This window comes from Streptomyces sp. NPDC024555 (assembly GCF_055559335.1).
The window spans coordinates 141314-156584 of record NZ_JBVHKV010000003.1 but is presented as its reverse complement, the minus strand read 5'-3'; the positions used below and the strand labels follow the sequence as shown (position 1 = coordinate 156584).

The window sequence follows — 15271 nt, the reverse complement described above, 5'->3', positions numbered from 1 at the left end:
GGCCCACCCGGGCCTGCGGGGCCGGTCGTGTCGTCAGCGCCCCCGGCGCACCCGGCTGTGTCCGCGCCCGTAGGCGAAGTAGACGACCACGCCGATGGCCATCCAGATGCCGAACCGCAGCCAGGTCTCCGCCGGCAGGTTGAGCATCAGCCAGACCGAGGCGGCCACCGACAGCAGCGGGAGCAGCGGGACCCAGGGGGTGCGGAAGGCGCGGTGCAGGTCGGGGCGGGTGCGCCGCAGGACGATGACCCCGAGGGCGACCACGACGAAGGCGAACAGGGTGCCGATGTTCACCAGCGTCGCCAGTTCGTCGATGCTGGTGAAACCGGCGACGATCGCGATCACCACGCCCAGCAGGATGGTCGGGCGGTACGGGGTGCGGAAGCGGGGGTGCGTCTTGGAGAAGAAGCGCGGGAGCAGCCCGTCGCGGCTCATCGCGAAGAACACCCGGGTCTGGCCCAGCAGCAGGATCATGCAGACCGTGGTGAGGCCGACGGCGGCCCCGAAGCTGATGACGCCCGCGTAGAAGGGGTGGCCGACGGCCTTGAAGGCGTCGGCGAGCGGGGCGCTCACGGAGAGTTCGGTGTAGTGCTGCATTCCGGTGACGACGATCGAGACGGCGACGTAGAGCGCCGTGCAGATGAAGAGCGAGGCCATGATCCCGCGCGGCATGTCGCGCTGCGGGACCTTGGTCTCCTCGGCGGCCGTGGCGACCACGTCGAACCCGATGAAGGCGAAGAAGACGATGGAGGCGGCGGTGAAGATGCCCATGACGCCGAAGTTGGTCGGCGCGTAGCCGAAGATCAGCTGGACGAGCGGGGCGGTGAGCCCCGATCCGGCGGGCTGCGGCTCGGCCTCGGGGATGAACGGCGAGTAGTTGCCGGTGTCGATGAAGAAGGCTCCGGCGACGATCACGATCAGGACCACCGCGACCTTGACCGCCACCACGACCGTGGTGACGCGGGCGGAGAGCTTCATCCCGAGGACCAGGACGACGGTCAGGACGAGGACCAGAGCGGTGGCGAGGATGTCGAAGCCGAAACCATTCGCCACATCGGTTCCGGAGAGCACGTCGGGCAGGTGCCAGCCGGCGTTGTCCAGCAGCGAGCGGACGTAGCCGGACCAGCCGACGGCCACCACCGCCGTGCCCAGCGCGAACTCCAGGACGAGGTCCCAGCCGATGATCCAGGCGACCAGTTCGCCGAGGGAGGCGTACGAGAAGGTGTACGCGGAGCCCGCCACCGGGACGGTGGAGGCGAACTCCGCGTAGCAGAGCGCGGCCAGTCCGCAGACGACACCGGCGACGACGAAGGCGATGGCGGTGGCGGGGCCCGCGGTCTCCTTGGCCACCTTTCCGGTGAGCACGAAGATGCCGGTGCCGATGATGACGCCGACCCCGAAGACCGTGAGGTCCAGCGCCGACAGCGACTTCCTGAGGGCGTGCTCCGGCTCCTCGGTGTCGCGGATGGACTGCTCGACCGTCTTGGTCCGGAACAGGCCGTTTCCGCCCGGGGGCAGGTCCTGCTGGGTGCTCACCGGCGTACCTCCACGCACTCGTCGTGCACGCCATGATTCGGACCCCGGGGCCGCCGTCCGCCGGGCGACGCCGGAAGCGGCGGTATTTCACGCGAAGGGGCCGGTCGGATCACCCGTGCGGGTGACAGACCGGCCCCGTGAGCCGTACGGACGTACGTATCAGTCGCGGATCGGCTCCACCACGGAGGTCTCGGCGCGGTCCGCGCCGAAGCGGCCGTCGAGCTTGGCGACCAGACCGGTGACCTGACGGGCGATGTCCGGCGCGGTCAGCCCGATCTCTGCCATGACCTCCTTGCGGGAGGCGTGGTCGAGGAAGACCGGCGGGATGCCGAAGTCGCGCAGCGGTACGTCGACGTCGGCGTCGCGCAGCGCCTGGGCGACGGCGGAGCCGACACCGCCGGCCCGGCTGTTGTCCTCGACGGTGACGACGACGCGGTGCTTCGCGGCGAGCGGGGCCATGGCCGCGTCCACCGGCTTGACCCAGCGCGGGTCGACGACGGTGGTCGAGATGCCCTGGGCGTCGAGCAGACCGGCGATCTCCAGGCACATCGGGGCGAGCGCGCCGATGGAGACCAGCAGGACGTCCGGCCGGGCCGCGGCGGACTCGCGCAGCACGTCCATGCCGCCGACCGTGCCCACGGCCTTGACCGAGGGGCCGACCGCGCCCTTGGAGAAGCGGACGACCGTCGGGGCGTCGTCGACCGCGACGGCCTCGCGCAGCTGGGCGCGGACCTGGTCGGCGTCGCGCGGGGCGGCGATCCGCAGCGAGGGCACCACCTGGAGGATCGACATGTCCCACATGCCGTTGTGGGAGGCGCCGTCCGTACCGGTGATCCCGGCCCGGTCCAGGACGAAGGTCACCCCGCACTTGTGCAGGGCGACGTCCATGAGGACCTGGTCGAAGGCGCGGTTGAGGAAGGTGGCGTACACCGCGAAGACCGGGTGCAGTCCGCCGGTGGCGAGCCCGGCGGCGGAGACCGCGCCGTGCTGCTCGGCGATGCCGACGTCGTAGATCCGGTCCGGGAACTCCTTCTCGAACGCGGTCAGGCCGACCGGCTGGAGCATGGCCGCGGTGATCGCGACGATGTCCTCGCGCTCGTGGCCGAGCCTGACCATCTCCTCGCCGAAGACGGAGGTCCAGTCGAGACCGGAGGTGGCGACGGGCAGCCCGGTGTCGGGGTGGATCTTGCCGACGGCGTGGAAGCGGTCGGCCTCGTCCTGGAGGGCCGGGGTGTAGCCGCGGCCCTTCTCCGTGAGGCAGTGCACGATGACCGGGCCGCCGAAGCGCTTGGCGCGCTGGAGCGCGGACTCCAGGGCCTCCAGGTCGTGGCCGTCGATCGGGCCCACGTACTTGAGCCCCAGGTCCTCGAACATGCCCTGCGGGGCGATGAAGTCCTTGAGGCCCTTCTTGGCGCCGTGCAGCGTCTCGTAGAGCGGCTTGCCGACGACGGGGGTGCGCTCCAGGAGGTCCTTGCCGCGGGCCAGGAAGCGCTCGTAGCCGTCGGTGGTGCGCAGGGTGGCGAGGTGGTTGGCCAGGCCGCCGATGGTCGGTGCGTAGGAGCGCTCGTTGTCGTTGACGACGATGACGAGCGGGCGGTCCTTGGCGGCGGCGATGTTGTTCAGCGCCTCCCAGGCCATGCCTCCGGTGAGGGCTCCGTCACCGATGACCGCGACGACGTGGTCGTCCTTGCCCAGGACCTCGTTGGCCTTGGCCAGGCCGTCGGCCCAGCCGAGGACCGTGGAGGCGTGCGAGTTCTCGATGACGTCGTGCTCGGACTCGGCCCGCGAGGGGTAGCCGGAGAGGCCGCCCTTGCTCTTGAGCTTCGAGAAGTCCTGGCGGCCGGTGAGCAGCTTGTGCACATAGCTCTGGTGGCCGGTGTCGAAGAGGACCTTGTCCTTCGGCGAGTCGAAGACCCGGTGCAGGGCGATGGTCAGCTCGACCACGCCGAGGTTGGGTCCGAGGTGGCCGCCGGTCTTGGAGACGGCGTCGACGAGGAAGGTCCGGATCTCTTCGGCGAGCTGCTCCAGCTGCTCGGGGGTGAGCCGGTCCAGGTCACGCGGTCCGCCGATGCGGGTCAGCAGATCCCATCCGTCGCCCACCACCGCCCGTGCCTGACGCGCTTCGCGCGGCTGTGTCACCGTGCCTCCTTGCGATTGTGCTGGTCGAGCATTGCCGATCCGATGAGTCTAATGTTCCGCCCGCTCCGGCGGGCAGCGGGCGGGGGTGTGCTGGCCCACCCGTGCCGGAACGCGGCCGTGCCCGGCACCCGTGGCGGGTGCCGGGCACGGACCTCGGGGGGCGCGTCAGGCGCGCCCCGCCGTCTTCTGGGTCCGGCGCGAGACCGAGTCGATGATCACGGCGATGAGCAGCACCGCACCGGTGATCATGTACTGGATCGCGTTCGACGACAGGTTCATCTGGTTGAGGCCCTGGACGATCGACTGGATGACCAGGATGCCCAGCAGCGCGGACCAGACCTTGCCGCGTCCGCCGAACAGGGACGTACCGCCGATGACGGCCGCGGCGATGCACATCATGAGCTGGTTTCCGCCACCGAGCGAACGGTCGGCGCCGCCGGTCGCGGAGGCCAGGAAGAGACCGCCGACCGCACCGAGCGTGCCGGAGATCATGAACACCGAGATCCGGATCCAGGAGACGTTGATACCGGCACGGCGCGCCGCCTCGATGCCGCCGCCGACCGCGAAGATCTGCCGGCCGTAGGTGGTGCGGCGCAGGACGAAGTCGGTGACGACCAGGATCGCGAGGAAGATCACCAGGGAGAGCGGGAGGCCCTGCTCCTGGTTGAACGCGTACGCGGCGAGCAGCGACAGCACGGCGAGCAGCGCGGTGCGCAGGATGATCTCGCTCTGCGGGCGGTGCGGCAGCTCCGCGGCCTTGCGGCGCCTCGCGTCGCGCAGCTGCGCGAGGTAGAAGGCGACGATCACGAAGACGGCGAGGCCGTAGGCGGCGGCGACGTCCTCGAAGTAGTAGCTGGTCAGGTCGCGGACGAAGCTGCCGAGCGGGGTGGTGATGGTGGACTTCTCGCCCATCACCCAGGTCTGCATGCCGGCCCAGCCCAGGAAGCCCGCCAGGGTCACGACGAACGCGGGCACGCCGATCTTGGCGAAGACGATGCCGTGGAAGGCGCCGATGACCGTGCCGGACAGGATGCCGAGCACGATGGCGAGGGAGTCGGGCATGTCCGTGCCGAGCACGGCCCACACCGCGCCCGCGAGACCCGCGACGGAACCGACGGCGAGGTCGATCTCGCCGAGCAGCAGGACGAAGACGATGCCCACGGCCATGATGCCGGGGCCCGCCGCGTACAGCGTGATCTGGTCGAGGTTGTACGAGGTGAGGAAGTTGCCGGTCTCCGCCTGGAAGACGATCCCGATGATGATCAGGCCCACCACGACGGGCAGCGAGCCGATCTCGCCCGAGCGCACCTTGCGCTTGAACTCGGTCCAGTAGCCCTTGAAGCCCTGCTCGCGGACGAGCAGGCGGGGGTCGACGGCCGGGACGGCGCCGGGCGCCGCCGCGGGTGCCTCGGTGGTCTCCGCCTGGGCCGGGACCTTGGCCGACGTCTCGTTGGTGTTGCTCACTTGGATGCCTCCGCGGTGCGGGACTTGCGGCGGGTCACGGCGTTGTCCGTGGCGCCCGTGATCGCGGCGATGATTTCTTCGTGGCTGGTCGTCGCCACGGGGAAGGTGCCGTTGTTGTGGCCGAGGCGGAGCACGGCGACCTTGTCGGCGACGGCCTTGACATCGGCCATGTTGTGGCTGATCAGGATGACGCCGAGGTTCTGCTCGCGCAGCCGCTCCACGAGGTCGAGGACCTGTGCGGTCTGCTCGACGCCGAGGGCGGCGGTGGGCTCGTCCAGGATCACGATCTTGGGGTCGCCGACCAGGGCGCGGGCGATGGCCACGACCTGGCGCTGGCCGCCGGAGAGCGCGGCCACCGGGATACGGACGCTGGGGATGCGGATGGAGAGCGTGGACAGGAGGTCCTGGGCCCGCTTCTCCATGGCGACCTCGTCGAGGACGCCGCCCTTCTTGATCTCGCGGCCGAGGAAGAGGTTGGCGACGACGTCGAGGTTGTCGCAGAGCGCGAGGTCCTGGTAGACGGTGGCGACGCCGAGGTTCTGGGCGTCGTGCGGGCGGCTGATGTCCACCTTCTCGCCCTCCCACTCGATGACGCCCTCATCGATGGGGTGCACGCCGGCGATCGTCTTGACCAGCGTGGACTTTCCTGCACCGTTGTCGCCGACCAGGGCGACCACTTCTCCGGCGTGGACTTCGAGATCGACACCGGAGAGGACCTGGACCGCTCCGAATCGCTTGAAGACTCCACGCAACGCCAGCACGGGCGTCTGTGACACGTGAACCATCTCCTTCGCCGCCTGACCGGCGGGGATGTGCCGCCTGACCGGCGGAGACGCAACGCCACGAGGGGGCGGCGTCGACGTACTGGAAGTTCTGGGGGTCGAGTGTCCGGCACCCGGCCGGCAGCGGGGTGTGAACCGGGCCGGGGCCGGACAGTCACGGGGCGGGCGGACCGCGCCGTACGGCGCGGATCACACCCGTGTGCGCCGGGGTCCCTCGACCCCGGCGCGAGGGGGGACTACTTGATGCCCAGCGCGGTGCACTTGGCGGCGATGTCCTTGACGCAGACGTCGCCGACCTTGTAGATGCCGTCCTTGATCACGGTGTCCTGGATGTTGTCCTTGTTCACCACGGTCGGCTCCAGCAGCGTGGACGGGACGCCGTCCGTCTCGCCCTGGGCGCCGATGTCCTTGCCCTGGAGCAGGTTGACGGCGAACTGGGCGGCCGCCGGGGCGAGCTGCTTCGGCGACTTGTAGATCGTGAAGGTCTGCGTACCGGCGATGATCCGCTGGATGCCGGGGAGTTCGGCGTCCTGGCCGCCCACCGGGATGTCCTTGATGCCGGCGTTGTCGAGGGACGTGATGATGCCGCCCGCCATGCCGTCGTTGGCGGAGTAGACGGCGTTGATCTTGCCCTTGCCGACCGAGGAGATGGCGGCGGTCATCTTCTCGCCGGCGATCTTCGGGTCCCACTCGCCCGAGGCCTCGTAGGCGATCTTGATCTTGCCGTCGAGGGCCGCGTGGGCGCCCTTCTTGAACAGACCGGCGTTCGGGTCCTTCTCGTCGCCGTTGATCATGACGAGGTTGGCGGTGGCCGCCTTGGAGCCGAGGGCGTCGAGGACGGCCTGGCCCTGGAGCGTGCCGATCTTCTCGTTGTCGTGGCTGACGTAGGCGTCGGCACCGGCGATGGCGCGGTCGTACGCGACGACCTTGACGCCCTTCTTGTGCGCGTCGGCGACCCACGCGGCGGACTTCTCGGCGTCGACCGAGGAGATCGCGATGACCTTGATGCCGTCGGCTATCTGCTGCTCGAACTGCTGCTTCTGCTGGCCGACGTCACCGGCCGCGTTGTTGTAGACGACCTCGCAGTCCGCGCAGTCCTTCTTGACCGCTTCGATGAACAGCGGCTTGTCCAGCGTCTCGTAGCGGGCGGTCTTGTTCTCCGGGAGCAGCAGGCCGATCTTGGTCTTGCTGCCCGAGTCCGCCGAGTCCTTCTTGTCGTCGCCGGCCTTGCCGCAGGCGGCGAGGGAGAGGGCCATCGAGACGGCGGCCGTGCCGATGACGATGCGTCGCGTCGTTGCGTTCATTGGGGGTGTGCCTCCCTGACGAGGCCGCAGCGTTGCGGCCGAGGTGGCTTGGAGTCAACTCGGCCGCAGAGGCGACGTCAAGGAGTAAATCCTTAACGAGATGACAACGGTGCCATCCGTTATCTAAGTGAAGGCAGGAGTCGCCGCGGGGAGGGTGCTCTCCAAAAGGGTCGAATCCCCCATCTCGCTCAGTACGAGGGCCAGCGCTCCCAGCACCTCCGCACGGCCGCCCAGGGCCCCGGGAAGCACCGAGAGCTGCCGGGCGGCACTGGGGATGGCGTAGCGCGACACGGAGTCGCGGATGGGCCCCAGGACCAGCTCCCCGGCCTCCGCCAGCGACCCCCCGAGCACCACGCGGCTCGGGTTCAGGAGATTGCAGAGGTTGGCCACCCCGCTGCCGATGTGCCGTCCGACGTCGCCGATCACCCGGCGGCACCCCGGATCGCCCTCGCGGGCCAGCTGGACCACCCGCTCCATGGTGAGATCGGGCCCGTGGCTGGGCTGGAGCAGCGGCAGGACGTAGCGCGCGGCCGTGAAGGTCTCCAGGCAGCCGCGGTTGCCGCAGCGGCAGACGGGGCCCGATTCGTCGAGGGTGATGTGGCCGATCTCGCCGGCCGTGCCGCCGGGCCCCCGGTAGATGTGCCCGTCGATCACCAGACCGGCGCCGACCCCGCTGGCGACCTTGATGTACGCGAGGTCCCTGACCCCGCGGCCGCTCCCCCAGACCAGCTCGCCGAGGGCGCCGAGGTTGGCGTCGTTGTCCACGTAGACCGGGACGCCGAGGCGTCCGGCGAGCTCCTCGCCGGGGTTGATGCCCGTCCAGCCCGGCAGGATCGACGTGGAGCCCAGCGTGCCGGACTCGACGTCGATCGGGCCGGGAACACCGAGCCCCACCCCGATGACCTTGCCGGGGCTGATGCCCGTGGTCTCGATCAGCCGGTTGACCAGCTGTTCCGCCCGGCCGAAGCCCTCGGCGGACGAGGCGTCCACGTCCAGCGGCTCGGACTCCTCGGCGAGCACCTGGTGGGCCAGGTTGCCGACCGCCACCCGCAGGTGCGTATGGCCGAAATCCACGCCGATGACGATGCCCGCGTCCCCGCTGAGCGAGACGCTGCGGGCGCGTCGGCCGCCGGCCGAGGTGGGCGTCACCTCGACGGTGCCGCCGTCCTTCAGTTCGCGAACGATATTGGAGACGGTGGCCGCGGAGAGGCCCGTGCTCCTGGCGATCTCCGCCTGGGTGAGTGACCCCGCCATCCGTACGGCGCGCACGACCCGCTCAAGGTTGGCGCGATGCAGAGACGTCTGCGACCCCGGAGTCTCCATCGACTCTCTCACTCCTGCCGTATTCTCCAACATGTGAACTCTAAGCTCAGCGTTTTGGGGTGCTCCCCGTCAAGACCTTGAGCAGTCCGAGGCGCCGATGAGCACCGGACCCCCGCACGGGGTCCGGCACGAACTCCCCCGTACACCGACGAACCGCCCGCCGGCATGGCTGCCGGCGGGCGGTTCGGTGAAGCGGAGGTGCTGGTGGGACGGGAGTGGTGCCTACTACTTCACGGCACCCGCGGTCGGGCTACTTCACCGCCCCGGCGGTCAGACCGGCGACGACCTGGCGCTGGAAGACGATGTAGGCCGCGAGGACCGGGAGCATCGCCATCACGAGTCCGGCGAAGAGTCCGGACCAGTCGCCCTTGTAGCCCTGGCTGTTGGCCAGTTCGACCAGGCCCTGGGAGAGCACCCGGTGGTCGGGGTCGCTGTTGAGGACCGTCGGCAGCATGTACTGGTTCCACTGCCCCAGGAAGTTGAAGATGCCGACGCTGATCAGGCCCGGCTTCGCCATCGGCAGCATCACCTGGAAGAACGTCCGGGTGTGCGAGGCCCCGTCGAGCATCGCCGCCTCCGCCACGGAGCTGGGCAGCGTCCGGAAGAAGGAGGTGAGGAAGAAGACGGTGAACGGCAGCGAGTAGGCGATGTAGACCAGGATCAGCCCGTGCGTGGTGTTCAGCAGCCCCATGTTGTTCATCACGAAGAACAGCGGGACCAGCGCCAGGATGATCGGGAAGCTCATCCCGCCGATGAACAAATAGTAGATGAAGCGGTTGCCCGGGAAGTCGAAGCGGGCCAGGACGTAGGCCGCCATCGAACCGAGCAGCAGGGTGCCGATGAGCGAACCGCCGACCACCACGAGGGTGTTGCCGAAGTACTCGCTCATGTGCGCCTGGCTCCAGGCGCGCGACCAGTTCTCGAAGTGGAGCTTGTCGGGCAGCGCCCACGGGGTCGACAGGATCGAGTCGTCCGTCTTGAACGAGGTCATGACCGCCCACAGGAGCGGCATGACCACGAGGATCGCCCAGATGATCAGCACACCGTGCGAGAAGACGTTGAGGACCCTGCCCTCGCCGCTCTTCTCCCGGCCCTTCTTCCCGGGCGTCCCGGACACCGGGCCCGGGGGCGTCACCTTGACCACGGCAGGGGTTTCGGTGGTCTTCACGCGTGGTCACCTCGTACGGTCGAGCCGGCCCCCGGGACCGGGTGGTTGTGCCTGCTGGGGGTCCGGGCGGCAAGTCCCGGGGAGCTCGGCATCAGAACTCCAGCCGCTCGCGACGGCCCAGACGCATCACGACGGCGGCGAACACCATGGTGACGACGAGCAGCCCCACACCGATCGTGGTCGCGTAGCCGGCCTGACCGTCGCGGAACGCCGTCTGGTAGACGTACAGCGGAAGCACCGAGGTCGCGTAGTCGGGGCCGCCGGGACCCACGGTCATGACCTGGACCGCCGTGAACGCCTCGACGCCGAGCGCCAGGATGCCCATGTAGACCCAGCCCGACTGGATGGTGTCCCAGAGCAGCGGCACGGTGATCCGGAAGAACGTCGTGACGCGGCTGGCGCCGTCCAGCAGCGCCGCCTCGTAGAAGTCCTTCGGGATGGAGGCCATGCCGGCGGAGAAGAGGACGACGAAGAAGCCGACCGTCGACCAGACCAAAACAACCATCACGCAGATGAGCGCCAGGTTGGGGTCGCCCAGCCAGTCGGGCTGGACGGAGTCCAGTCCGACGCCCTTGAGCGCCGAGTTCAGCATGCCGCTGCGCGGGTTGTACGCGAACTGGAAGAGCAGGGCGACGATGACGATCGAGAGCACCTGCGGGAAGAAATAGGCGATCTTGTAGAAACCCGAACCCCGCACGCCGGCGACCGCGGCGTTCTTGCGCCGTCGGCCGCCGACATTGAGCATGAAGGCGAAGAAGAGCGCGAGGCCCAGCGTCACCAGCGGCAGCAGCAGCACGAGCAGCACACTGTGTTGCAGCGACTTCCAGAAAATGTCGTCCTTGAACATCCTGGTGTAGTTGTCCAGGCCGACCATCTTGAAGTCCGGGCTCAGGCCGGTCCAGTCCGTGAACGAATAGTAAATGGACTGGATGAACGGCCAGATGACGAAGACCGCGTACAACGCCAGTGGGACGACCAAGAATCCCACAATGAACCGGTACTTGCCGTGCTGCATCTTTTACCGACCCCGATCTTTCCGCGGGTGCCGCCGCTGGTGACGGTTGCTCACTGGTGCTTGTACTTCTTGACGGACGAGTCCTTGGCCGCGGCGTCCGCGAAGCCCTGGATCTTCTTGATGGCCTCGGTGGGGGTGAGGCGCCCGGCCATCATCTCGCCGAGACCGGCGGTGCCGATCTGCTCCTTCTGGAGCTTCACGTACCAGTCCTGCATCCGCGGGTTCACCACGTTGTCGCCGGCCTTCTTCAGCGCGTCGACACCGGCCTGCAGGGCCGTGGAGAGGGTCAGGCCGTCGGTGCCGCCGTTGAAGGCGGACAGGGACTTGACCTGCTTGGTGAAGTTCTTCGAGGACTCCTCGGAGAGCATGATGCGCAGCTGCTCCATGCCGCCCTGCGGGTTCTTCGCCTTGGACGGGACGACGAAGGGCTCGCCGCCGGACGCCCAGATGGTGCCGAACGGCATCTTGTCGGACGCGTCCAGGCTGGAGGGCGCCGCGACCATCATCTTGAAGTCCTTGGGCGTGGTCGGCGCCGCCTCGTTCTCCACCCACGAACCGTTGGGGATGAAGAGCGCCTTGCCCTTCGTCCACTCGGTCTGCGACTGGATGTGCGTCAGACCCGGGGTGCCCTTGAGGATGTACCCCTTCTTGTACAGCTCGTAGTACGCCTCGAACGCCGCCTTGACCGCGGGGTCCTTCCAGGCGTTCGGCTCCAGGTTGTCGATCTTGTCGAGAACCTCCCGGCCACCGATCTTGGCGATGAACGGGTAGAGGGAGAACGGCAGGTAGTACGGGTACTTGCCCGGGTACGTCCAGCCCGCGATGCCCTGCTTCTTCGCCTTCGCGCAGAGGGCGAGCATGTCGTCCCAGTTCTCCGGGTACTGCGCGTCCAGCTTCTCCAGGTTGGTCTGCGAGTACCAGACGCCGTACACGGTGTACGCGTAGTACATGATCCAGACCGGGGCGCCGTCGAACTGGCCCATCTCCAGGACGCCCGGCCGCAGGGTGTCGCGGACCTTCTTGCTCGGGTCGTCGATGGACGGGGCGTCCATCAGCGGGGTCAGGTCGAACAGCTGCTTCTTGTCGACGAGGACGCCCATGTCCATCTGCTCGGCACCGGAGTTGTCGATCAGGTCCGGCGGGGTGCCGCCGTTGAAGCGCGGCTGGAGCTGCGACTGGATCTTCTGCGTCGCGGTGTGCTTGACCTTGGCCTTGGGGTAGGCCGCGGTGTACTTCTTCTCCGCGTCGATCGCGTACTGCTGGCCGAAGCCGCCGTCGAAGATGACCACGTCGAGCGCGGCCGTCTCGTTGACGCCCAGCGGGTTCTTCGCGCTGGTCTTGCCCTTCTTGACCGTGTCGTCGCTGCCGCCGTCGCTGCTCGCACAGGCCGACAGGAAGCTCATCGTCGGAACGGTGATCAGACCGAGTGCGGCAGACCGCTTGATCAGATCGCGACGGCCAAGGCCCTCATTCTTGTGGGCGGAGGTGGATCCCATGCTCAAGTCCTCGCCTTCTCCAGGACTCAGGCGGTGTGTACCGGTCGCCCCGTCGAAATTCGCCTCAGGCGAAGGGCCCCGCCACCGCGGTCAGTTGCGCTTGGGTGGTGCAGATTTTCAGGCTAGCCATTGCAGTGGGGGGGTCCGGGAAGACGGAACAACGGACGCCGCCCTGGCGTCCCGATATGTCCTGCCCCCGTGTCTCCCCCAGCCGCGCAGATGGAAAGAACCTGTGCGGACGCCGACAGGTATAGTCCACTTGCCGCCAACTGAGCAAGATCGAATGCAGGTTTGGTCGGCAGTCTTTCCCGAGTTGAGACCTCGCGGACACCTGGACCCCGGTGGCCCTCAACCGGAGGTAACGATTTCCGCATTCCGGTCGACCGGCCCGCCGAATCGGCGCCGAAACCCTTGACACCGGCTGTCACTCCACCCCCTTCCGGCACCCCCTCCGAGGCCATAACCCCAGGACAGGGGCGCTGCGGCCCGCGACCGGCCCTCCGACGGCCGGACCTCATGATGGACGCCGCCGGTTCCGTACGCCCACGACCTCCGGCACCTCGGCGCGGCGCCGCGGACGACCCCCGGAGCGGCTCCACGCGTCCCAAAATTGGTCTACACCAAATTTCTCCCAAGTCCGCGCGATCCCTTGACTCGATCTATTGGTCCAGTCCAATCTCACCAGGTACGACCACTTGGCATGAACACCTAAAAGATGGCCGATGTCATGACATCGGCCACCTGTCCCCCCGCATCCCCACGGAGGAAGAACATGCCCGCACATCCAGCCGGTTCCCCCGCCGCACCGGTCCGCGGTCCCGCCGCACGCGCACGGCGCAACGGGGCCCTGGCGGTCGCCGCCGTCCTCGTCGCCTCGGGAGCGGCGCTCGCCGCCGTCCCCGGCCACGCCTCCGCCGCCGGCGCCGAACTGCTCACCAACGCCGGTTTCGAGACCGGCACCCTGGAGGGATGGAGCTGCGCGAACGGCGGCTCGGTGACCTCGACCGCCCACAGCGGAACGCACGGCCTGGCCGGCAACGCCTCCGCCGCCGACACCGGCCAGTGCGGCCAGACCGTGGCCGTACTGCCCAACACCACCTACACACTGAGCGGTTGGGTGCAGGGCAGCTATGTCTATCTGGGCGCCAAGGGCACCGGCGTGGACGCCAGCGCCTGGGCCCCCTCCGCGTCCTCCTGGCAGCAGCTGTCCACCACCTTCAAAACGGGCGCCACCACGACCTCGGTGACCGTCTACACCCACGGCTGGTACGGGCAGGGCGCCTTCCACGCCGACGACCTCGGCCTGAGCGGTCCCGGCGGCGGCGACCCGACCGACCCGCCCACGGACCCGACCGACCCGCCGACCGATCCGACCGACCCGCCGACGGACCCCCCGGGCGACCCGAACGGGCCCGGCGGCGACGGCAAGGTCACCACCCCCACCGGCCTCGCCGCGACCAAGGTCACCGGCAACGCCGCCGTCCTCAAGTGGAACGGGTCGACGACGTCCTCGCAGGACGGCAGCGTGGCCTCGTACAAGGTGTGGTCGGGCGGTGAACTCGTGGCCACCTCGATGGGCACCACCGTCGCGGTCAGTTCGCTGCTGCCCCACCACACCTACACCTTCACCGTCCAGGGCTACCAGGGCTCCCACGCCTCCGCCCAGTCCACGGCGGTCGAGGTGACCACCGGGGCCGCGCCCGCCGCGAAGCCCTACGCCTCCGCCTACTTCGACCAGTGGGGGATCTACGAGAACGCCTACTACCCGAAGCAGATCGGCACCAGCGGCGCCGCGGCCGGACTCGACGTGGTGACCTACGCCTTCGAGAACATCCACCCCACGACGCACAAGTGCTTCGAGACCATCAAGGCCTCCGACGCGGGCAACGAGGACAACCCGAACGCCGGTGACGGCGCCGGGGACGCCTACGCCGACTACCAGGCCGACGTCTCGGCGGCGGACAGCGTGGACGGCACCGCCGATGTCTACGAGCAGCCGCTGAAGGGCAACTTCAACCAGCTGCGCGCGCTGAAGGCGAAGTACCCGAACCTGCGGTTCACCGTCTCGCTGGGCGGCTGGACCTACTCCAAGTACTTCTCCGACGCCGCGGCCACCGACGCCTCCCGCAAGGCGTACGTCTCCTCCTGCATCGACATGTTCCTGAAGGGCAACCTGCCGAAGAACGTCCAGGGCGACCCGTCCGGCGGTCCCGCCTCGGCCGCCGGGATCTTCGACGGTATCGACATCGACTGGGAGTACCCGGGCTCGGCCGGCGGTCACACCGACAACCACTACACGGACGCGGACAAGGCCAACTTTACCCTGCTCCTCAAGGAGTTCCGCACCCAGCTCGACGCCTACGGCGCGGCGCAGGGCAAGCGGTTCCTGCTCACCGCCGCGCTGCCCAGCGGCCAGGACAAGATCGCCTACCTGGAGACCGACAAGATCGGCGCCTACCTGGACTACGCCGACGTCATGACGTACGACATGCACGGCGCCTGGGACGCCACCGGGCCCACCAACCACCAGGACCCGCTGCACGACAGCGCCGCCGACCCCACCACCCCGGTGGCGCCCGGCACCGCCAGGTACAACCTGGACACCGCGCTCACCGCGTACACCGACGGGCTGCCCGAGTACGGCATCGCGGGCGGTTTCCCCGCCTCCAAGCTGGTCCTGGGGATCCCGTTCTACTGGCGCGGCTGGACCGGGGTGCCGGCCGGGGCGAACCACGGGCTCTACCAGAGCGCGACCGGGCCCACCCCCGCCAAGCCGCTGAGCCAGGAGTCCGGGCTCGCCGCCTGGAAGGAGCTGAACCCCACCGAGGCCCAGACCTTCTGGGACCCGGTCACCGAGAGCTCCTGGATCTACGACGGCACCAACTTCTGGACCGGTGACACCCCGCGCGCCATCGAGGCACGCGCGGCCTACGCGAAGAGCAAGGGGCTGGCCGGGATGTTCGCCTTCTCGCTGGAGAACGACGACGCCTCGGGCACGCTGCTCAACACGATGACGAGCGCCCTGCGCTGAGCGCTCCCCCGTA

10 protein-coding genes are annotated in these 15271 nt (G+C 68.7%); 1 reads left to right on the top strand and 9 read right to left on the bottom strand.

Annotated features, from left to right (window positions below; all coding sequences use genetic code 11):
* Positions 1-33 precede the first annotated feature (33 nt).
* The 9 genes from ACZ4FH_RS06095 to ngcE all read right to left on the bottom strand — a co-directional run bounded on the left by ACZ4FH_RS06095 (position 34) and on the right by ngcE (position 12227).
* A complete protein-coding gene (locus ACZ4FH_RS06095) occupies positions 34-1536 on the bottom strand; it encodes an amino acid permease (RefSeq protein WP_467302633.1) in 1503 nt (500 codons plus the stop codon).
* Between the two features lie 159 nt (positions 1537-1695).
* Complete coding sequence (gene dxs / locus ACZ4FH_RS06090) at positions 1696-3618, bottom strand: 1-deoxy-D-xylulose-5-phosphate synthase (protein ID WP_467303076.1); 1923 nt, start codon at positions 3616-3618, stop codon at positions 1696-1698.
* 222 nt (positions 3619-3840) lie between these two features.
* On the bottom strand, positions 3841-5139 hold the full coding sequence (locus ACZ4FH_RS06085; RefSeq protein WP_383642041.1) for a sugar ABC transporter permease: 1299 nt from the start codon (positions 5137-5139) through the stop codon (positions 3841-3843).
* Positions 5136-5924 carry an ATP-binding cassette domain-containing protein gene (locus ACZ4FH_RS06080; protein ID WP_385108342.1) on the bottom strand — a complete coding sequence of 263 codons (789 nt, stop codon included), beginning with the start codon at positions 5922-5924 and terminating at the stop codon, positions 5136-5138. The genes ACZ4FH_RS06085 and ACZ4FH_RS06080 overlap by 4 nt, the downstream gene beginning before the upstream one ends.
* Positions 5925-6157: 233 nt before the next feature.
* Positions 6158-7225 carry a sugar ABC transporter substrate-binding protein gene (locus tag ACZ4FH_RS06075; protein WP_467302629.1) on the bottom strand — a complete coding sequence of 356 codons (1068 nt, stop codon included), beginning with the start codon at positions 7223-7225 and terminating at the stop codon, positions 6158-6160.
* Between the two features lie 123 nt (positions 7226-7348).
* Entirely contained in the window at positions 7349-8548 is a 1200-nt protein-coding gene (locus ACZ4FH_RS06070) for an ROK family transcriptional regulator (protein WP_383642051.1), read from the bottom strand.
* A gap of 250 nt (positions 8549-8798) precedes the next feature.
* Positions 8799-9716: a carbohydrate ABC transporter permease gene (locus ACZ4FH_RS06065; protein ID WP_467302628.1), complete on the bottom strand. Its 918-nt coding sequence runs from the start codon at positions 9714-9716 to the stop codon at positions 8799-8801.
* A gap of 91 nt (positions 9717-9807) precedes the next feature.
* A complete protein-coding gene (locus ACZ4FH_RS06060) occupies positions 9808-10731 on the bottom strand; it encodes a carbohydrate ABC transporter permease (protein WP_467302627.1) in 924 nt (307 codons plus the stop codon).
* A 50-nt stretch (positions 10732-10781) separates the two neighbouring features.
* Complete coding sequence (ngcE, locus tag ACZ4FH_RS06055) at positions 10782-12227, bottom strand: N-acetylglucosamine/diacetylchitobiose ABC transporter substrate-binding protein (RefSeq protein ID WP_467302625.1); 1446 nt, start codon at positions 12225-12227, stop codon at positions 10782-10784.
* Positions 12228-12999: 772 nt separating this feature from the next.
* Between ngcE and ACZ4FH_RS06050 the strand changes: the two genes are divergently transcribed.
* A complete protein-coding gene (locus tag ACZ4FH_RS06050) occupies positions 13000-15258 on the top strand; it encodes a glycosyl hydrolase family 18 protein (RefSeq protein WP_467302623.1) in 2259 nt (752 codons plus the stop codon).
* Positions 15259-15271 lie beyond the last annotated feature (13 nt).